General features: G+C 67.0%; 16 protein-coding genes and 1 pseudogene. 11 read left to right on the top strand and 6 right to left on the bottom strand.

What is annotated here, in order from left to right:
• Positions 1-185 precede the first annotated feature (185 nt).
• Positions 186-365 carry a hypothetical protein gene (locus tag R4P95_RS23495; protein WP_317744807.1) on the top strand — a complete coding sequence of 60 codons (180 nt, stop codon included), beginning with the start codon at positions 186-188 and terminating at the stop codon, positions 363-365.
• A 198-nt stretch (positions 366-563) separates the two neighbouring features.
• Here the strand turns inward: R4P95_RS23495 and R4P95_RS23490 are convergent.
• The 3 genes and pseudogenes from R4P95_RS23490 to R4P95_RS23480 form a co-directional block, all read right to left on the bottom strand.
• Positions 564-1905, bottom strand: a pseudogene (locus R4P95_RS23490) (transposase).
• Positions 1906-2713: 808 nt separating this feature from the next.
• Positions 2714-3496 (bottom strand): DUF4158 domain-containing protein, encoded by a 783-nt coding sequence (locus R4P95_RS23485; RefSeq protein ID WP_317744808.1) that lies wholly within the window; start codon positions 3494-3496, stop codon positions 2714-2716.
• Between the two features lie 630 nt (positions 3497-4126).
• Positions 4127-5173, bottom strand: coding sequence for a bile acid:sodium symporter family protein (locus tag R4P95_RS23480; RefSeq protein WP_317744810.1), 1047 nt, complete (start codon positions 5171-5173; stop codon positions 4127-4129).
• A gap of 83 nt (positions 5174-5256) precedes the next feature.
• Here R4P95_RS23480 and R4P95_RS23475 point away from each other — a divergent pair, with 83 nt between their 5' ends.
• Positions 5257-6117: a LysR family transcriptional regulator gene (locus tag R4P95_RS23475; RefSeq protein ID WP_317744812.1), complete on the top strand. Its 861-nt coding sequence runs from the start codon at positions 5257-5259 to the stop codon at positions 6115-6117.
• Between the two features lie 36 nt (positions 6118-6153).
• On the opposite strand, the gene R4P95_RS23470 is transcribed toward R4P95_RS23475, so the two are convergent.
• Complete coding sequence (locus R4P95_RS23470; protein ID WP_317744815.1) at positions 6154-7758, bottom strand: hypothetical protein; 1605 nt, start codon at positions 7756-7758, stop codon at positions 6154-6156.
• A gap of 314 nt (positions 7759-8072) precedes the next feature.
• Between R4P95_RS23470 and R4P95_RS23465 the strand changes: the two genes are divergently transcribed.
• Positions 8073-9464: an MFS transporter gene (locus tag R4P95_RS23465; protein ID WP_317744817.1), complete on the top strand. Its 1392-nt coding sequence runs from the start codon at positions 8073-8075 to the stop codon at positions 9462-9464.
• Here the strand turns inward: R4P95_RS23465 and R4P95_RS23460 are convergent.
• Positions 9461-11152 carry a PucR family transcriptional regulator gene (locus R4P95_RS23460; RefSeq protein WP_213572172.1) on the bottom strand — a complete coding sequence of 564 codons (1692 nt, stop codon included), beginning with the start codon at positions 11150-11152 and terminating at the stop codon, positions 9461-9463. The two genes, R4P95_RS23465 and R4P95_RS23460, sit on opposite strands and share 4 nt — an antisense overlap.
• Before the next feature lie 178 nt (positions 11153-11330).
• Here R4P95_RS23460 and R4P95_RS23455 point away from each other — a divergent pair, with 178 nt between their 5' ends.
• From R4P95_RS23455 to R4P95_RS23420, 8 genes are all read left to right on the top strand, one after another.
• On the top strand, positions 11331-11777 hold the full coding sequence (locus R4P95_RS23455; RefSeq protein ID WP_213572171.1) for a GlcG/HbpS family heme-binding protein: 447 nt from the start codon (positions 11331-11333) through the stop codon (positions 11775-11777).
• 151 nt (positions 11778-11928) lie between these two features.
• Positions 11929-12648, top strand: a complete 720-nt coding sequence (locus R4P95_RS23450; protein ID WP_317744818.1) for an iron-containing redox enzyme family protein — start codon at positions 11929-11931, stop codon at positions 12646-12648.
• 68 nt (positions 12649-12716) lie between these two features.
• On the top strand, positions 12717-13073 hold the full coding sequence (locus R4P95_RS23445) for a Rieske (2Fe-2S) protein (RefSeq protein ID WP_317744820.1): 357 nt from the start codon (positions 12717-12719) through the stop codon (positions 13071-13073).
• 16 nt (positions 13074-13089) lie between these two features.
• Positions 13090-14331 (top strand): NAD(P)/FAD-dependent oxidoreductase, encoded by a 1242-nt coding sequence (locus tag R4P95_RS23440; RefSeq protein WP_317744821.1) that lies wholly within the window; start codon positions 13090-13092, stop codon positions 14329-14331.
• Positions 14328-15770, top strand: coding sequence for an aldehyde dehydrogenase family protein (locus tag R4P95_RS23435; protein WP_317744822.1), 1443 nt, complete (start codon positions 14328-14330; stop codon positions 15768-15770). Before R4P95_RS23440 ends, R4P95_RS23435 begins: the two co-directional genes overlap by 4 nt.
• Positions 15771-15799: 29 nt before the next feature.
• On the top strand, positions 15800-16162 hold the full coding sequence (locus R4P95_RS23430; RefSeq protein WP_005245019.1) for a Rieske (2Fe-2S) protein: 363 nt from the start codon (positions 15800-15802) through the stop codon (positions 16160-16162).
• Positions 16159-17751 (top strand): gamma-glutamyltransferase family protein, encoded by a 1593-nt coding sequence (locus tag R4P95_RS23425; RefSeq protein ID WP_317744823.1) that lies wholly within the window; start codon positions 16159-16161, stop codon positions 17749-17751. The genes R4P95_RS23430 and R4P95_RS23425 overlap by 4 nt, the downstream gene beginning before the upstream one ends.
• The gene (locus R4P95_RS23420; RefSeq protein ID WP_317744825.1) at positions 17744-18217 is read left to right on the top strand and encodes a RidA family protein; all 474 of its coding nucleotides are present in this window, start codon (positions 17744-17746) and stop codon (positions 18215-18217) included. The genes R4P95_RS23425 and R4P95_RS23420 overlap by 8 nt, the downstream gene beginning before the upstream one ends.
• 610 nt (positions 18218-18827) lie before the next feature.
• Here R4P95_RS23420 and R4P95_RS23415 read toward each other — a convergent pair.
• Positions 18828-19463: a cysteine hydrolase gene (locus tag R4P95_RS23415; RefSeq protein ID WP_317744827.1), complete on the bottom strand. Its 636-nt coding sequence runs from the start codon at positions 19461-19463 to the stop codon at positions 18828-18830.
• Positions 19464-19471 lie beyond the last annotated feature (8 nt).

The raw sequence follows: 19471 nt of genomic DNA, 5'->3' as shown, positions 1-19471 counted from the left end.
CGAGGCGTGGGCACTGACCACCGCACCGGAGGCGCAGACCTGGTCTCGGCGCCGCATCCTGGCCATCCAGGCCACGTTCCAGGTGGGCTGGATGGCAGCGCCACCCTCGGCGCCCTCGCCGGGGGGCTGGTCGGCGGATCTAGCTCTAGAAGGCTGCGGAGCCGGGGCAGCAATCTTGGTGATTGGTGACGAATCGCTTCCTCGACTCGGACGCCGGCTGGTGGGCGTTGTCGGCTGGTCTCGCCACTATTGGGGCGGACGTTTCTCTGTGGGTTCAGCCGATCGCAGGTGCGTTAGCCCCGGTCACCGAGATGGGCGTGACGGGAACTGGCGCGGGCTGGTCGTTGCGGGCACGCTTGCCGTGAAGCGCAAGAGACGGCCCCGGCACGCGTGTGACAGATGGATCCGACTTCATCGAGTTCGAGATTCGAAGTTCCCGATGATCCATCCGCTTGCGCAGACGCTTCTACCTCGATGGCCACCTGGCGACACGCCCGCGCTCCAAGGTGCAGCGCCGTGTCCGACCACTCTTCGCCCGTGCCGAACACCGACGCTGGGGCCGATCACGGGGTTGGGGCGAACAACACTCGCGGTTCCAGGTCCAGCCAGGTGACCGGCGCTTGTTCGGGTAGGGACAGATTGAGTACGAGGTCGCCCATGCGGCGGATGGTGTGCTGGATGTACGGGGTGATGGTGGCCAGATCGTCGGTATCGACGGGATAGCCCTCGGCGGCGAGGCCGTTGGCGACGTCGGTGATGTCCAATGCGGTCGAATAGATCGCACAGTTGGCCAGCAACTCGTTGAACTTGACCACCCGTTCCTGGTGGTCGGGGTCGTTGTGGCCGATCAGCCTGCCGCCGATCATCAGCCATTCCGAGTAGCCGTGGAACGCCTCGGCCTTGTTCGTGACCGCCGTGATCTGCTCCCGCAGCCCGGGTTCGGAGAGGTACCGCAGCAGCGTCACCGTCCGGATGACACGGCCCAGTTCGCGGAACGCCCGGTACAGGCGGTTCTTGTGCGAGTGGTTGCCGAGGCGACGCAGCAGCGTCACCGAGGACACTCGGCCTTCGCGGATCGAGATCGCGGTGCGCAGCAGGTCGGTCCAGTGCCGCTCGATCAGGCCCCAATCGATGGCGTTGTCGCCGAATAGGGAGTCGATGGGAGTACCGGGTGGCCGGGTCGGGGCGGTAGAAGTTCAGGTCGTGCCAGTTGCGGATGCGCGGCAGCAGCTCGAACCCGAGCAGCGCGGCGAGCCCGAACACCGGCAGCGACTGCCCCTGCGTGTCGGCGTGGATGGTGTCCGGCTGGACGTCGGACTCGTTGCGCAGCAACCCATCGACGATGTAGACGGCTTCCCACGCCCCGCACGGCACGAAATGACTGAACAGCGCGATGTAGGAGTCGGACACGAACCGCATCGCCAGCCCGCCATAGCCGCCGTAGCGGATGTGGGACTCGGCGAGCAGGTTGTTCTCCCAGGTGTCGATCTGCGAGCCGTCGACGGCGACGATCTGCCCGTCGCCCCGCATCCCGGCCACGTCCAGGGTGGTGAACGCGTTGATCACGTCGGCCGAGCACCGGTGTACCTTGTCGGCGGTGGAGTGCTTGTTGCCCGCGGTGTAGAGCTCGTGGGCGGAGACCTGGCCGCGCATGTGCCGGGCCACCTCGGTCGCGCCGAGGTTCGCGCCGTAGGCGTAGGCGGTGAGCACGTACCGGCCCAAGACGTCGCCGCGGATCTTCGGGTCCGACCCGGACGCCGGTCCCAGGTGCCGCGGCCACCCGGTCAAATAGGCGGCGCGGGTGAGGATGTCGAGCAGGCTGCGCTCGGGCAGCCGCTGGTGCACCGCCTGCTCCAGTGCCAGCGCGGACGGGCGCCGGTCGGCTCCCTTGCGGCGCTTGAGCATCGGCTTGCCATCCTCGAGGACCAGATCGGTGTTGGCCGGGTAGCCCGCGTCGACCGCGGCCGCGGTGCCGGTGAGTTGGCGGCGGTAGAACTCGACCAGCGCCGGGGCCTCGGTCGGAATGCCAGCCAGATCGCAGAACTGCGCCGCCAGCGGCGCGCACTCGTCCCAGCTCATCAGCTGCGCGCCCAGGTCGGCGTAGGAATCCGACCCGACCACGGCGACATCGCCAGAGCGCAACTCGGCGGCCAGGTGGGAGAACACGCACACCTCCAGGTGCCGCCGCGACAGCATCCCCGGCCGGTTCTTCTCGCGCAGCACCTTGCGCCACATCACGCTCGCGAACGCGTCGACGTCCACCGCGACCGGGTGCTGCTGCCCGTCGCGGCTGTGGGTGGTCGTCTCCTCGATCCAGTCCCCGCGCCGGTGCCGGTTGGCGCGGATGAACTCCATCGCGTTCAGCACGCTGCGGTCCGCGGTCGTGGGCACCATGTCCAGAGCGGCGACCAGCGTGAACAGCGCCGGGCGGTGCGAGCGATAAAACCCCTCCAGCAGCGACAGGTAATTGTTGCCGTGATACGCCGACACCGCCTCCTGCGCCGCGGACAGCTGCTCCAGCCCACCGGCGGACTCCAGCGTCTTGAGCAGCAGCCGTCCGGCCCGCTCGGCGACGTCGACCTCCGCCCCGGGGGCTGCGGCGGACGGCGGGCCGTCGCCCGGGTCCGGCTCGGGTGGGGTGGTCGCCTCGCGGGCGCCGGCCAGAACATCGCCGAGCACGCCGATCAGCCGCTCCGTCTCGGCACGGTGCGCCTCACGCAAACTCCTCCAGGCGCTCCCGGCCCTTCTTGTGCAGGGCGGCCATGCGCTTGCAGAACATGGTCACCACCTCGTCGCGGGCCTCCACCCGCTGCTGGTGCACCAGGCTGACCAGCAACGTCACCCGCTTGGCCTCGCCGGTCTTGCGCATGTCATCGACGCCCGCGACCCGCGCCTCACCGGCGACGTGGGCGACCTTGCCCGGCGGAACACCGTCGAGCCACGCCTCGGTCGGCCCGATCGCATCCAGGGCCTGCACATGCGCCAGGCGCGCCTTGAACTTGCCCAGCGTCGCCGCCTGCGCCGGGGTCTTGATCCGGTCGAACTCGCTGCGCCGCGTCGCCGGGTCCACCACCAGCAGCCGGTCCAGCCGGGCCCGCTCGGCCCACACCGGGCGTCCCGACACCTGCGCGAGGAACTCGCCGTTGACCTCCGCGCGGATCGTCGCGGCCACCGCATCCAGCGTCGTGTAACCCGGTAGTTCGCAGCGGGCCCGGACCAGCTCCTCGAGCGCCACGTTGATCAGGTCGGCCGGGTTGTCCTTGGTCTGCACCGCCACCTGGATCGCCTGTTCGGCGACCGCCCGCACCTTCGCCGCCTCGTACTTCACGCCCTGTTGGCCGGTGAGCTTACGGTTACTTATGCAGACGGCTCCCAGGAACCTGTCGTCGGCGGTGACCTGTTCTACTGGCCGCCCGGCCACACGGTCAGAGCCGGTCAAGACGCGGAGGTCATCTTGTTCAGTCCACAGGAGGAACACGGCCGGGTCCTCGACCACATGCTCGAGAAGATGAGCGAGCGGTAGTAGTCGATCTTCGAGGCCGGACCGCCGGATGCGCCGCGTCGGCCTCGAAGAAGCCGCACAGGTTTGAATGGGCGATGACGACCTCCGGTGGCGGCGGGATGTCCTCGGATGTGCTCATGACAGTGATTCCCCTCCGGGTGCCCAGACACAGCCACGGGATCACCGGATATCATCGGGCCTGTCAGACACTCCGAAACACTGACTTTGACCGTTAGCGCCTGCGCTGAGGATGGGTGCTGCTGTCCGTCCCGGGCCCCGCCGCTACTGCATCCATGCCGCCACCCACCCGTCGGGCGGCTGGGAGCGGCGATGCTCGGCGGGCGAGAGATCGTAGCGGGAGTCGGCGCTCGGCTGGGTGGTGCCGGCTAGTCTCGATCGTGCATGTTCGGACGCGCCGGCCGGAGCGGATTCGGGTTGGGTGTTTCGGGCGCGGTTTCGGTGCTCGGCGATGAGCGCTCGCCCGACGCGGTCGGGTGGTCGTCGGGGTCCACGGTCCGAAAGTTGATTCCCTTCGTCTTGCTTGGTCGGATTGGTACAGGTCCAGCTACACCGAGAGGTGCCTCGCCGCAGGACCGAATGCGACCTGCGGCGAGGCTATCGCGGTCAAACTGCAGCTTCCGGACTTTTGGGACCGTTCCTGGGAGCACGAGAGTAGCTGGTCGCGAGTTCTTTCTCGTTGACAGCAGTGCGGCGTGCCAGTCGGCCTGCCATCCATGCGCACACCAGTAACTGCAGTTGATGAAACAGCATGAGTGGCAGCACGATCAGTCCGATCGGCTGACCGGCGAACAAGATGGTCGCCATCGGGAGACCGGTGGCGAGGCTCTTCTTCGAGCCGCAGAACGTGATCGTGATCTGATCGGCCCGGTCGAAACCGAGGCGCTTCGAACCGAACCAGGTGACGGACAAGACGATCGCGAGCAGCGTCGCACACGCCGCGAGCAGGCAGAGGAGTCGGCCGACGGAGAGCGTGCCCCAAATACCCTCGTTCATTCCCTCACTGAATGCGACGTAGACGACCAATAGGATCGATCCCCGGTCGACGAGCTTGAGCGGTGCGCCGTGCTTCGTCACCCAGGAGCCGATCCATCGTCGCACGGCCTGGCCGGCGATGAACGGCAGCAGGAGCATGACGAGGATGCCGATCGCGGAGGACCCGTCGAATCCAGCCCCCTCGCTCGTCATCAGCAATGCCACGAGGAGCGGTGTGACGAAGATGCCGAGGATGTTGGAGAACGAGGCACTGACGATCGCGCCGGGCACATTGCCTCGGGCGATCGACACGAAGGCGATGGACGACTGCACCGTCGACGGCAGGAGACAGACGTAGAGGAGGCCGAGGTACAGCGGTTGGGTCAGGATCGTCGGGACCAGCACGCGCGCAGCGATTCCGAGTAGCGGGAAGATGACGAACGTCGCCGCGAGGATGGTGAGGTGGAGGCGCCAGTGACGCAGACCGTGTAGCGCCTCCTGCGTGGACAGTCTGGTGCCGTAAAGGAAGAAAAGGATTCCGACGGCCACTTTCGTGGCCCAGGTGAATGCGGTCAAGGCCGTACCGTCGGCGGGTATCAGGCTGGCGATCCCGACGGTGATCAGGATGCCGAGAATGAAGGGGTCGAGTCTTCTGAGCAGGGGGATCTTCGTCAGCATGGTTTGACCGTAAGGAACGTACGGATATTTCGAAAGACGATAGGTGCGTTTACTGTAATGCTGAATCGTGATAACAATGGGAGATGTTCGATCCGGTTCATCTGCGGAGCTTTCTCGCTGTCGCGCGCACCCGAAGTTTCACCGCCGCGGCCCGGCGACTGAGCCTGCGACAGTCCACGGTCAGTCAGCATGTGGGAAAGCTGGAACTGGCGGCCGGGCGCCGCCTGTTTCTGCGGGATACGCACTCGGTCGAGCTGACCGCGGACGGCTCCGTCATGGTGGGTTTCGCGACCTCGATACTCGAGCGGCACTCGGACGCCGAGCGCTACTTCACGCAATCCGGTGTGCGGGGACGCGTCCGGTTCGGGGCATCCGAAGATCTGGTTCTGCACGAGCTACCTCGAATTCTGGGCGAATTCCGCCGCAGCCATCCGCTCGTGGATCTCGAACTCACGGTGGCGTTGAGCGAAGTGTTGTTCCGGCAACTGCACGAAGGCCGGCTGGACCTGGTCTTCGGGAAGCGTCGCAGAGGAGACCGGCACGGCGAATTGGTGTGGACCGACCGGTTGGGGTTCTTCGCCGCACCCGACTTCGTTCCGGACACGGAGAGTCCGGTGCCGTTGGTGACGTACCCGCCGCCGTCGATCACGAGGGAAGCGGCGCTCGACGTCCTGGAGAAATCCGGGCGCGGTGCGCGGGTGGCCTGTGTGACGGACAGTTTGAACGGGTTGCGGGCCGCGTGTCTTGCGGGTCTCGGCGTCGTGTTTCATGCCGAGACGCTGCCACCCGCGGGGCTGACGCCGGTGCGGATGCGCTCTCGCGACGAGTGGGGGCCGACGGTTGACGTCGAATTCGTGCTGGAGGCCCGCCGGAGTGTTCTCAGCGAACCGGAGCAGGCGCTGCGTGCCGCGATCCTCGAGAATGCGGATCGACTGCGCGCGTGACCTCGGTGGGAATCGCCCACCGAGGCCGGCGTGCCGTCAGAAGATCAGTACGGAGAGCGCGGTGGACAGCACCAGGCCCGACACCACGGGCACGAAACATTTCCGGGCGAGTTCGAGGACGGGAACCCGGGCGAAACCGGCGACCGCGATCAACGACGACCAGGCGACGAGCGTGCCGCCGCCGGACCAGATGTTCCCCATCTGACCGATCGCCGCCAGGGTTGCGGGATCCATTCCGACAGCAGGACCGAGCGCGCCCGCGAGCGACCCGGTCAGCGGCAGCCCCGTGAATCCGGAACCCTCGAGACCCGCGATCATTCCGATGGCGAGAATGCCGAACGACGTCACGAACGCGTTCTGCGGAAGGTGGGACTGCGCGGCGTTCACCAGGTCGAAGAGCAGCGTCGGACCGGTCACGTCCGCGGGAAGCCCGAGAATGGCGGCGGAGAAGTCACCGTTGCCGATGAAGAAGAATCCGGCGATCGGGATCACGATGCCCATCGCCTTGAACGCGAAGACCAGGCCGTCGATCAGATGCTCGGACGTCGTCTCGAGGAAGCCCTTCTTGTCGTTGGTCGCGGCAGCGGCGAACAGGATGAGCGCGGCGATACCGCCGACCATTGCCGCCGCGTCGCCGCCCTTGAGGTCGGGCACCAGGTCGGTGAACTTTCCGACCATGAGGTAGACGATGAATGCCAGGTACGCGGTGGGCACGATTACTGCGAAAGTCTTTGCGGCGCGGATGCTCTGGAACGTGTCGTCGATGACCTGGCGGGCGGAGGCCGTGACGGGTTCGGCGAGCACGGCAGTCGAGGTTGGGGGAGCGGGCGTGGCGGTCGTGACTGTGCCGGCGGTGGCACTCGTCGCCGCTTCGGCCGGTACGCGACCGATCGCGCGACCACCGGTGGGTGCCGAACCGCCGTCGGGGGCGTCGTCGCCGGGCTTGCCGAAGTCGCTCTCCGCGCGTGACTCCCAGTCGGTGAGCAGTTCCGGTGCGGGCCGGCGCATGTGCCTGCGCTGCGTGAAGTAGGCGATGAGGAGAGCGGTGAAACCGACGATCAGGGACATCACCAGGGCGCGGTCCGCGACGACGTCCGGATCGACACCTGCCGACTTCGCCGACAGGCCCGGCGCCACCTTGATGATGTAGTCCGAGGACAGTGCCATGCCCTGCCCGCAGATGGCGATCGCCATGCCGACCGCCATCGGCGGAAGTCCCGCGCGGATGGCGACGGGGATGAGGACGGCTCCGATCAACGGAACCGCGGGGGTGGGCCAGAAGAACAGCGAGATCGTGTAGGTGACGACGGCCAGGACGATGAAGCTACTGGTGCCGCCGCGCATGACGCGCCGGAACGGGGCGACCATCAGCCGGTCGGCCCCCATCTGCCGGAGGGCGCCGAGCATCGCTGTCACCAACGCGATGATGAGAAAGATGTTGAACAGCTCGCGGGCGGCGACGAGGCTCGCATTGAAGATCGACGCGAGACCGGTGACGAGGCTGTCGGAGAAAACGAAGGCGGTCAGGAACGTGCCGATGACGGCGGGGACGACGATGTTCTTCCGCATGAGCATCGTCCCGAGGATGACGATGATTCCTCCGAGATACACCCAATGTGCGGCGGTGAGACTTACATCCACGGTGCGCCCCTTCGAAATAGGTACAGACTAGTGGCACTAGTCACAATGCAGTGATAGTGCGCGGGGCGTTTTCCAGGGTCAACGTCCAGAGTGCACATCGGTAACCAGCGTATTTGTGCATTGTGCCCGGCATTTTTCTCCGGGATTGCTTGTTGTCACGCGTAAGTAAAGGAATGCTCGGCAGAAGCCGTTTCACGGAATCCCGTGTTAATAATTAGGCTTGCCTATCCAAAATTGACGGGCGCAATGCGGCATGGGTATCCGGCGGGAACTGGCATCGCCGAAACGCGAATTCTCGGATGGAAGTGGACTCTATGAACACGGCGGTCGGTCAGGCTCAGAGTGCAACCGCGGGTGACGAACGCGGACCCGGCACGTCGCCCGCGCTGGCGGCGCTGCTCGCCGGAACGTTCGTCGGCACGGTCAGCAACAACATCGTCAACGCCCCGTTGAACGCGATCCTCACCGACTTCGACGCCGGTCTCGGCAGCGGCATCTTCGTCGTCGTCGGATTCCTCCTCACCTTCGCGGCGACGATGCCACTGGCCGGGTGGATCGGGGACAGGTTCGGGCGCAGGCGCGTGTACTGCGCGGCCCTGCTGGGAACCGCGGTCTGCTCGCTCGGCGCGGCGCTCGCGCCGTCCCTGCCCGTGCTCGTGATGTGGCGGTCGCTCGGCGGCATCGCCGCGGCAGCGTTCGCGCCCGCGGTCATGGGCTTGATCGCGTGGCTGTTCGGGCCCGCACGGCGGGCGCGCGCCGTCGGCGCCTGGGCTGCGGTGAACGGGATCGGGCAGGCCGTCGGCCCGTCCATGGGCGGAATCGTCAGCGACTTGTGGGGCTGGCGGTGGGCGTTCGTGCCACTGGTGCCGGTTGCCCTGATCGGGTTCGCCGCAACCCTCCGCTACATCCCGTGCTACCCCGGCAAGAAGATGCGACTCGATGTGATCGGAGCGTCCACCGTCACGCTCGGCGCGGTCCTGCTGATCCTCGGCCTCACGACCGTCTCGATGGAGCAGGTGCCCGCCTGGGTCAGCATCGCGACCATCGGCGGCGGAGTCGTCGTCATGGCCGGGTTCGTGCTCCATTGCCGGCGGGCGGCGAACCCGTTCGTGCCCATCGACCTGGTGCTCGAATCGCGGTTCCTGCGTAGTGCACTCGCTGCATTCACCCAGATGTTCGCGCTGGGGGCCCTGCTGCTCGCGCTTCCGCTCTACCTGACGGGTTCGGGCAGTTCAACCACACAGGCGGGGCTGATGCTCTTCGTGCTACCGGTCGTCATGACGTGCGTGGCGCCCGTCGTCGGGCGTCTCGTCGACAGGATCGGGGCCCGGGTGGTGATGCGAACCGGTCTGGCGGTCTTGATCAGTAGTCAAGTGGCATTGTCGATCACGTTGTCCGCCGACATCCGGAACCTGATCGCCGTCGGCGCCGTGCTCGTCGTCGCCGGAGTGGGGATCGGCATGGTCCAGACGCCCGCCGCGGCCGGTTCGACCCGTTCGCCGGCGGGGGCCGTCGGAACCGGTCTGGGACTGTTCAACCTCATCCGCTTCGGTGGCTCCGCCGTGGGTGCCGCCTGGGTGGGCGTGGCGGCGCACCTGGCGGCCGATCCGTACGGACTGCTGTTCGCCGTGGCGGCACTCGTCGTGCTCGCCGGATTGGCCGGGACGTTCGCAGGCGAGAACCCGGGGGGGTCGTCTGAGGGCTAGCGGGTCACGATCTCGTGGTTGACGGTGTCCTGCACCTGGGAGAGCAGATCGAGACGGAGAGCCAGCCACAGCGTGAACTGGTTCTCGGGTTCCCGGATGTCCATGCCGATGAGCCGTGACGTGCGATCGAGCTTGGCGATCATCGTGTTCCGGTGGATCCGGAGGCGCCGCGCGGCCGCATTGATGTTGCCGCCCTCCTCGAGGTAGGCGAACAGCAACTCCTCGGTGTCGGCGTGTGAATTCGACGCCCGAAGGGGGCCGAGGACGTCACGGATGAGCCGTCGGCTCTCGTCGGTGTCGGTGGCGCGGGCGAGCACACTGAACCCGCGAAGGTCGTTGTAGGCCACCGAACCGGACAACCCGAGCCGCTGGGCGATGCCCAGGGTGATCCGGGCCTCACGGTAGCTTTCCCCGATATCGCGGGCGCCCGCCGCGGGACGTCCGTGGGCCACCGGAATCCGCTGACCCAAACGGGTTTCGAGATCGAGCGACATGGCGTGCGCGTACTCGCTGATCTCGGATTCGACACCGGGCGCGTCGACGGAACTCAGCGATCGAATCACCACGAGCACGTCGCCGATGACGGTGACGTGCGAACGTACGCCCGGACGCGGCAGGACGCCGGCGGCGTACCGTGCCAGCCGGACCATGCTCGCGCCGGGCCGTCCCGAGGCGCGGTCGACGAGACCGGGAGCGACGAACACGATGTAGTGCAGGTCCAGATCGATCTCGTGCAGCGCGGCCCGGGTGCGCAGGTCGTGGTCGTTGGCGAAGTTGCCGTGCACAAGGGCCTGGACGAAGTCGCCGCGCGCCCGCTCCTCGGCCTCGTCCACGCTCCGCTGCCGGAGCATCTCGGTGCCGATGATCGTCCCGGCCTGTTCGACGACCACCCGGTGCTGCGCGATGTCGTGTCTGCGGGGGTTCGCCCCGGGCACGACGACCACGATCCAGCCCTCGTAGCGGCCGGCGAGTTGCATGGCCCCGGCGACTGCCGTCGTGGGCGCGAACAGTCCCTCCGGATGCTCCAGGCGGAACACGTGCACGTTGTGCATCCGTGCCGGTGGCGATTCCTCGAGGCGCGGCAGGGCGCCCGCGAGAGCCTCCAGCAGGGCGACGGTGCCCGCGTCCTCGACGTCCGGAAGTCCCGCGTGCGCGAGGAGGCGTCCCCGGACGTCCAGGGCGACGGCGACGTCCGAGGTCAGCGTCGCGACCTCACGGATCAGCATCGGCAGACCCGCTCCGCGGTGCAGCAACCCCGCGAGCGACTGGTGCACGGTGAGGGCATAGCGCATCACGTGCGCTTCCTGGGTGAGAGCGCGCTCGGCGAGGAGCCGGTTGAGCGCGGTGAACCCGACGGGAAAACCCAGCTCCACGACCGTGAGTCCGGTCGGCCAGACCGTGCCCGCGGGCGCCGACCCGTCGACGAGAAGGACCCCGGCTCCCCGCGCCACCAGCGACTCGAGTTCACGTCCGTGCGCGGAGAGGGTTTCGGGCCGGGTGTACACAGCGACCTCGGCGAGCGAGTCGGGCCGGCTCATCACCTCACCCCACGGCAGGCACCACGTCACCGGGCCGCGCAGGGCGTCCGTGCCGGACAGCAGCCGGGCCGACGCGAGCAGGGGTTCTTCCAGCAGGCCGCGTAACGACAGTCGCTCGTCCTCCGCGTTCGGTGTCGTGGTGTCGTCCACTACGGACCCTCCTCGGGTGGTCGAAAAGTGCAGTATGGCGGAGCGCGTGCCCGCACTTCCTATGCACTATGCCCTGATTTCGCCGAAAATGCCGGATAGTTTGACCATGGTTCCTCCGGCTGTGCCGGTGATAGAAATCGGTGCATCACTTCCTCCCGAATACGCAACGGAGAAGACAATGCATCAGGTTCACCGAATCACCCTCGACGACGCACTCCCACTGCTCGCCGCGGGACGCGCGAAGGCCGAGGAAATCGGCGTCAAGCAGACCCTGTGCGTCTGCGACGACGGCGGCAACGTGCTGGCCTTGCACCGGCTGCCCGGTGCGCGCCTGACCGGCGTCGACATCGCGATCGCCAAAGCGTTCACCGCCGCCGGTCACGAGCGGGCTACGCACCTCTTCAACGAGGCCCCCGACGGTCCCGCGTTGCCCGGAAACGAGGCATTCGGCATCAGCCAGATGCTGCCGGGCAAGTTCGCGGTGTTCGTCGGCGGATTTCCCCTCGTCTTCGACGGCCAGATCGTCGGCGGCGTCGGTATCAGCGGCGGAAACGGCAAGCAGGACAAGGAGGTCGGAGCAGCGATGCTGGCCGAGTTCGAAGCCCTCGCCGCAGTAACCAGCTGACGGTCACGACGTGCCGACAACGTGCACATCGAAACCGCTCCAACGCAGTCACTTCGACCGTGGTCGGGCAGGCTGCGAGTCGATAACGTCGAATTCACTCCAGTCGGAGCATCCCCAACCAATCTCATACTCGAGGAAGACGAGGCACATCATGACCGAACTTCTAGGCAGGGACGAATTCCGCACAGCTCTGGAGAACGCCATCAAGGGCCGCGAAGCGAAGAACGCGTCGTTCAGCAAGGCGTGGGCCGAGGGCAAGCTCGAGAAGCACCATTTCGCGCGGTGGGCGGAGAACCACTACCACTACGTCGGCCCCTTCGCCGACTACCTCGCGAACATCTACTCGAACACCCCCGACAACTTCACCAATGCAAAGGATTTCACCCTCCAGAACATGTATGAGGAGGAACTGGCCGACATCCGGCACACCGACCTCCTCATCAAGTTCGCCGAGGCGTGCGGCACCACGAAGGAACGCGTCGAGGATCCGTCGAACATGAACGCGATCACCCGCGGACTGCAGTCCTGGTGCTACGCGGTATCGCAGCGTGAACACTTCGTCGTGGCCACCGCCGCGCTCGTCGTCGGACTCGAGTCGCAGGTTCCGAGCATCTACAAGAAGCAGATCATCCCTCTGCGCGAGGTATACGGGTTCACCGAGGACGAAATCGAGTTCTTCGACCTGCACATCACGTCGGACGTCGTGCACGGTGAGCGCGGATACCAGATCGTGCTCGACCATGCGGATACCCCGCAGCTGCAACAGCGTTGCCTGCAACTCGTGCAGTGGGGGGCCGAGATGCGCTTTTCGTACACGAAGGGGCTCTACGACACGTACGTGGCAACCGACCTCGAGCTCGCGACCGCCTGACCGTGCGCAGGGAGGGGCCCGCATCGGGCCCCTCCCGACGCAGGCATCTCGCCCGACAGGAGAGAACGATGGAGACGAACTGGACCCGGGTGGTCACCGTGCGTGAGCTCGGCCGCCGCCGGAAGCTTCGCGTCGAGGTCGGGGACACCGCGGTCGCCCTGTTCCAGGCCGACGACCGGATCTACGCCTTTCGTGATCTGTGCATCCATCAGGATCGGTCACTGGCGAAAGGCACCCTGCTGCACGGGCGGGTCATCTGCCCAGGTCACCAATGGGCGTTCGACCTCGACACCGGCTACGAGGAAGACCAGGACCTGTGCCAGCCGACCTACGCGGTGAAGGTCGAGGACGACGTCGTCTACGTGGATCTCACCCGCAGCCCCGATTACGCCGAGACCGCGACTTCGCCGGCCGAAGTCGACTGAGAGAGCGAGTGACCCCATGACGTTGAACACCATCGTCACCATCGGCGCCGGCCAGACCGCTGCCGTCGCGGCGCGCACCCTGCGACGCCGAGGATTCGACGGCAGGATCCTCCTCGTCGGCGACGAGTCGCACGCGCCGTATCAGCGGCCACCGCTGTCCAAGGAATTTCTTGCCGGGCAGGAGGATCGCGAATCGTTGATGCTGCTTCCCGACACGTGGCGAGACAAGCAGAACGTCGATCTCCTCACCGGCACGACGGCGACCCGGATCGACGCGAGCGGTGGATCGGTCGACCTGTCCGACGGGCGAAGCATCGCGGCCGACGCGGTACTGATCGCGACCGGCGGCAGACCGCGCACGATGCCCGTGAACGGGCCTGCGCGCGAACGGGTGCACTACCTGAGGACGATCGACGACGCCGAACGGCTCGCCGCCCACCTTCGTCCCGGCGTCGGTCTGGTGCTGATCGGCGGAGGCTTCATCGGACTCGAAATTGCCGCCACCGCAAAAGCCTTGGGCGCCGAGGTCACCGTCCTCGAAGCGGACCCGGTGCCACTCGCCCGAATTCTCGGACCCGAGATGGGCGACGTCTGTACCCGGTTACAGCGGGAGAACGGAGTCACCGTCCGCGCGGGTGTCCGCGTCGACACCGTGAGGACCCGGCCCGACGGCGTGCTCATCGCGCTCGACGGTGGAGAAGTGATTCAAGCCGACGTCGTGGTGGTGGGCATCGGGATCGTACCCAACGTCGAGGTCGCGCAGGCCTCCGGACTGGCCGTCGACGGCGGAATTCTCGTGGATGCACAGGGGCGGACATCCGTTCCGCACGTCTACGCCGCCGGTGACGTGGCAGCGCGATTCTCCGACATGGCAGGCAGACACGTTCGCGTCGAACACTTCGACAACGCGAGCAAGCAGGGAGCGGCGACCGCGAACCTGATGCTCGGCCGCGCCGGGGTGGTGGACCCAGCACACTGGTTCTGGTCCGATCAGTTCGGCAAAAACATCCAGTTCACCGGCACCGCCCGCTACACCGACCTGGTTATCCGGGGCAGCGCCGACGGCGGCGAGTTCACCGCCTTTTACCTGGACAGCGGTGTCGTACGCGGCGCCTTCACGCTCGAGCGCGGCGAAGAGATCAGCGCGGCCAGAGAACTGATCGGCCGGTCGATCGCGCCTGCCCGGCTGGCGGACGAGGACGTCGATCTGTTCGACCTGATGGACGAGGACGACGAGGAATTGGTGACGGTGTCATGATCGAGGGACTCAATTTCATTGACGGGCAGTGGGTCCCGTCATCTTCCGGAGTGACGTTCGAGCGGCGCAACCCCGCCGACCACGACGACGTGATCGGCGTGTTCCCGGATTCGACCGCGGCCGACGTGGATGCCGCCGTCAGCGCGCTGGCCAAGGTGGCGCCGCAGTGGGCCACGACGCCCCCGGAACGCCGCGCGGCGATCCTGGAGGCCGCGGCCGCGCACCTGGAGGCGCGCACAAGTGAACTCGTCGACGAACTCGTCCGAGAGGAGGGCAAGACCCGCGCGGAGGCGACCATGGAAGTCGGTCGCACGCCGATGAACCTGCGCTTCTACGCGGGTGAGGCGCTACGCACCACCGGCAGCACGTACCCCACCCCGGGGAAGGGACTCGTCATCACCCTGCGCGAACCCGTCGGAATTGTCGGGGCCATCACCCCCTGGAACTTCCCACTCAACATTCCGTCGCGCAAACTCGGACCGGCGCTGGCCGCCGGAAATGTCGTGGTGTTCAAACCTTCCGAGCTCACGCCGTTAATGGGACAGCGGCTGGTCGAGGCACTCCTCGCCGGGGGACTTCCGGCCGGGGCCCTCGCCCTGGTCCAGGGTTCCGGTCGTGCCGGTGCCGCGGTCGCGGCGGACGAGCGTGTAGATGCGGTGACGTTCACGGGCTCCACCCAGGTGGGCCGCGCGATCCACGCGGCAGTGGGTCCGTCCCGCCGCAGCCAACTCGAGATGGGCGGCAAGAACCCCGTCGTGGTCCTGGGCGACGCCGACGTGGACAAGGCGGCAGCGTTGATCGTCAAGGGCGCCTTCGGTTTGTCCGGGCAGGCGTGCACCGGCACCAGCCGAGTGATCGCGGTGGACGCGATCCACGACCGGTTGCTGGACCGCGTAGTGGAGCTTGCGAAAGGGATCACCGTCGGTCCGGGTTCCGACCCGGGTGTGGGGATGGGGGCTCTCGCGAGCGCGGGGCAGCTCGCCAAGTTCCTCGAGTACGTGCAGATCGGCCGCGATGAAGGAGCCGAACTGGTCTGCGGCGGAGCAAGTCTCGACAGGGGGAACGGCTATTTCGCCGTCCCGACCGTGTTCGCCGGTGGCAGCCCTGACATGCGGGTGGTCACGGAAGAAGTGTTCGGACCACTGCTGGTCTTCCTGCGGGCGTCCGGCTTCGACGAGGCAGTCGCGCTCGCGAACGACACCGAATTCGGGCTCAGCGCGGGAATCGTCACCAACGACGTGACCAAGGCACTCGCGTTCGCGGGCCGTTCCGAATCGGGCCTGGTGAAGATCAACCAGCCCACCACCGGCATGAGCATGAACGCCCCGTTCGGCGGATTCAAGGCCTCGAGCACGCAGACCCACAAGGAACAGGCGGGTGACTCGATGATGCAGTTCTACCAAGCCGAAAAGACCGTCTACCTCAGCCCTTCGGCCTGAGACCTACCTGTCGACAGAGGGAGAAGACCATGGAATTCACTCGCGTTGCGCGCTCCGGACAGGTTTCCGAAGGCATCGTGCGCCGCTTCTTCGCCGGTGAACACGAATTCGCGGTGGCCCGCCTGAACGGGAAGGCCTACGCCACGTCCAACTACTGCACACACCTGGACTGCCTGCTCTCGTCCGGGAAACTCGTCGACGACGGCATCGGATGCTCCTGCCACGGAAGTGTATTCGATCTCGAGACCGGGGAACCGGTGTGCCCGCCTGCGACGGTGGCCATCAAGACCTACCCGGTCGAAGAACGTGACGGCGAAATCTTCGTCGGCATCGACCCCGACGACACCAGCTCCATCCCGCGCCGGCGGGCCGCGCGGGGGTGCATGAAGTGAACCCCCGACCGTCCACTCTCTCCGCCGACGGCATGGTCTCGTCCAGTCATCCCGCGGCGAGCACGGTAGGTGCACGCGTTCTGGCCGACGGCGGCAACGCCATCGACGCGACGCTGGCCATGGCCGCGGTGACCTGGCTGACGTTGCCGGGACAGTGCGGGATCGGCGGTGACGCGTTCGCCGTCGTCCGCGAACCGGACGGATCGGTGTGGACGGTCGGGGGCAGCGGTTTCGGGCCCGACGGCGGTGACGTGGACTTCTACACCGAACGTGGTCTGCGGTCAATTCCCCTTGACGGGGCGCTGGCGGTGGCGGTTCCCGGAGCGCCGGCGGCCCTCGGCGCGTTGCACGCGGGTGGTGCCACCCGCTCGCTGACGGACCTCTGGGCACCGGCGGTGCGCGCGGCGGAGAAGGGGCTTCCCTGCTCGGCCAAGACGCGTGACGACGTGAGAGAAGCGCAGACCGCGATCGCCGCCGACCCCGGACTGCGTGCGGTGTACCTCCCGGACGGCCGGTTGCCGCAGGTAGGGGAGCGGCTGCCGCAGCGCGACCTGGCCCGGACCATCGAGGCACTGGCGCGCGACGTGCACAGTTTCTACACCGGCGCGTTCGCTCAGCAGGCGGTCGACGCGCTCCGCGCCGGTGGGGCGCCGTTCGGCGGTGACGAGTGGTCGGCAGGCGCCGACGTGCGACGGGAGTCCGCGATCAGCGGGCACTACGCCGGCGCGGTCGTTCACCAGACGCCCCTGCCCACCCCCGGATGGATGGTGCTGCAGCAGGCGGCGCTGAACGACGGCGTCGTCGGCTTCTCCCCGTGGCTCACCGCTCCGGCCGTCGATCGCATGGCGCGAGCGGCCCGTATGTCCTTCGAGGATCGGTTCGCGACCTGCGGCGCCGGCAACGACCGGTGGAAGGCCGTGCTCGAGCCGGTCGCGATCGGGGCGGCGAGAGACCGGCTGGACGGCCGCCGGGCGTCGTCGGGCGCCTTCAGCGTGAGCGCCGGTGATACCACCTCGACCGTCGCGGTGGACTCCGACGGCCGCGCGGTCAGTTTCATCCACTCGCTCGCCTTCACGTTCGGCGCCAAGATGACCGTCCCCGGCAGCGGAGTGGTGCTGAACAACCGATTCGGCCGCGGGGCCTATCTGATCCCGGGGCATCCCAATGCCGCGGCGCCGCGGCGTAAACCGCTGCACACCCTCAACGCGTGGGTGATCACCGATACGTCCGGGAATCTCCTGCACGTCGGAAACACCCCGGGCGGGGACGGGCAGGTGCAATGGAACATGCAACTGATCTCACACCTGCTCGATCACGGACTCGACCCGGCGGAGGCCGTCGCGGCACCTCGCTTCACGGTCTTCCCCGGCAGCGACGCCGATGTGGTCGGTCGCCCCGCGGAACTGCGGTGCGAATCCCGCATTCCGGAGGAAGTGCGCACGGAGTTGGAGCACCTGGGTCACGACGTCGCACTGCAGGGTCCGTGGGCCGCCGGTGGGAGCGCGCAGATCATCTCCCTCGACGCGGCGCGCGGCCTGCTCTCCGGCGCCGCCGATCCCCGCCAGGAAGGAATCGCACTCGGTGTCTGAGCTGGAATCCGTCCCCACAGCCCCACGACCCCAGGGCCGCTATATTTCCGCCGTCGTGCACGACGGGATCGCCTACAGCGCCGGGATGACACCACGCCGCGACGGTGTGCTCACGGTTACCGGTGTCGTCGGACGAGACCTGGACATCCCGCTGGCCCGGGAGGCGGCCGCGTTGGCGGCGAGAAACGCGATCGACGCCGTCGCCGCGGCGGTAGGCGGCACGGCAGCGATCTCGCGATGCCTTCGCATGAGCGTCTTCGTCGCGTGTGCCCCGGACTTCCGCGAGTTGTCCGCGGTGGCCGACGGTGCTTCCGACGTGCTGGTCGACTACCTGGAACTCGACGCGCTGCCGGTTCGCAGTGCGATCGGTGTGTACGCTCTGCCGTCCGGAGCGCCCGTCGAGATTGAGCTCACAGTCGCCGTTGCTTCTCCTGCTGACTCATGCGAAGACCCCCGCGAAGTCTGATTCATTGACCATGCGTAGATGCCGGTGCGGATCACCAACATCGGCTGTCTGTCAGCCCACGCCCTGGGAGCACCATGTATACGACCACGAAACACGTAATTCTCAGGTGGCCGAATCGATCTCGTTCGATGGGCTGAGAGCAAAACATCTGGCTCCACATAAGTTGGAACGGCCCCAGTCGCCCGAAAGGGCTGACCGGGGCCGAGATTCGCGCAGCTAGGCAAATCCTTCGTTTCGTAGGTTGAGATCGCGCCAACTCCGCGACGGGATCGCCGCAACCAACAGGTAGCACGGTGTTGACCATTTCCGGTTCGGCCGCCGTGGTGACCGCAACGCTGCCGATGGGATCGAGCCACTAATCGTCAGCCTGGGCCCTGGGCCCTGGGCCCTGTGCCCGAGTGCGAGTGCGGAGCTTCCCTAACGACTGACCTTGACGATCGACGGTCACGAGGTTGTGGTCGATCCGTTTCGACGCCCCGCACCGGACCCCCTGACCCGCTTCAATTCCGAGCCTGTCGAGCGATGGGGCTGCGTGAGAGGTTCGAGAGTCGGGGCAGCCGTCGCTGCGGGTGTCGTGCCGGCCGACATCGCGGGTCGCCGCCGGAGCACTTCACGATGCTGGTAGTGCGGTCCAGAACGACTCGAGCTTCTCGGCGGTGATCACGGTGCCGAAGTTCTGTGCGACGACGGACACCGAAGCGTCGTGGGCTGTTCGGCTGTAGGTGGCAGCGCAGTCTTCGACGAGCGAGACCCAGTATTCGTGAAACAACGCGCTACGCAGACTCGACTCGACACACACCTCGGTGGCGACGCCGGTGAAAAGCAGGGAATCGATGCCGAGGGAACGCAGGGTGAGGTCGAGGTTGGTGCCGACGAATGCGCTGAACCGATTCTTCGTGATCACCACGTCGCCTTCCCGCGGAGCAGCGGCGTAGTAATCTGCCCCAGGCGTTCCTGTGCGGCAGGTGATTCCGGTGCGTGACGCGTCCGGTCCCTCACCCACGCGGCCGAGCCACTGGGGTGTATCGGTGGTTTCGTCGTGCAGGGTACGCACGAAGATCACCTGGACCCCGGCCGTGCGCGCGGACGCGACGAGGTGGTCCAGTCGCGGAGCCATCGCCACCGGGGCGGCCACGTCGAAGCCCTTCTGTGCCAGCGATCCGTCGGGAGAGCAGAAATCGTTCTGCATGTCGATGACGACCAGTGCGCACCGGGCGGGGTCGTAGCGGAACGGGACCGAGCTCATTCGTAGTG

The sequence above is a fragment of the Rhodococcus sp. IEGM 27 genome (assembly GCF_033142305.1).
GTDB classification, from domain to species: domain Bacteria; phylum Actinomycetota; class Actinomycetes; order Mycobacteriales; family Mycobacteriaceae; genus Rhodococcus_F; species Rhodococcus_F oxybenzonivorans.
This window is presented reverse-complemented; position numbering and strand designations above follow the sequence as displayed.

Bases quoted from the DNA above. Each gene is read 5' to 3' on its own strand.
- R4P95_RS23480 (WP_317744810.1), bottom strand. From the start codon at position 5,173: ATGCTGACGAAGATCCCCCTGCTCAGAAGACTCGACCCCTTCATTCTC.
- R4P95_RS23475 (WP_317744812.1), top strand. From the start codon at position 5,257: ATGTTCGATCCGGTTCATCTGCGGAGCTTTCTCGCTGTCGCGCGCACC.
- R4P95_RS23465 (WP_317744817.1), top strand. From the start codon at position 8,073: ATGAACACGGCGGTCGGTCAGGCTCAGAGTGCAACCGCGGGTGACGAA.
- R4P95_RS23455 (WP_213572171.1), top strand. From the start codon at position 11,331: ATGCATCAGGTTCACCGAATCACCCTCGACGACGCACTCCCACTGCTC.
- R4P95_RS23450 (WP_317744818.1), top strand. From the start codon at position 11,929: ATGACCGAACTTCTAGGCAGGGACGAATTCCGCACAGCTCTGGAGAAC.
- R4P95_RS23445 (WP_317744820.1), top strand. From the start codon at position 12,717: ATGGAGACGAACTGGACCCGGGTGGTCACCGTGCGTGAGCTCGGCCGC.
- R4P95_RS23440 (WP_317744821.1), top strand. From the start codon at position 13,090: ATGACGTTGAACACCATCGTCACCATCGGCGCCGGCCAGACCGCTGCC.
- R4P95_RS23435 (WP_317744822.1), top strand. From the start codon at position 14,328: ATGATCGAGGGACTCAATTTCATTGACGGGCAGTGGGTCCCGTCATCT.
- R4P95_RS23430 (WP_005245019.1), top strand. From the start codon at position 15,800: ATGGAATTCACTCGCGTTGCGCGCTCCGGACAGGTTTCCGAAGGCATC.
- R4P95_RS23415 (WP_317744827.1), bottom strand. From the start codon at position 19,463: ATGAGCTCGGTCCCGTTCCGCTACGACCCCGCCCGGTGCGCACTGGTC.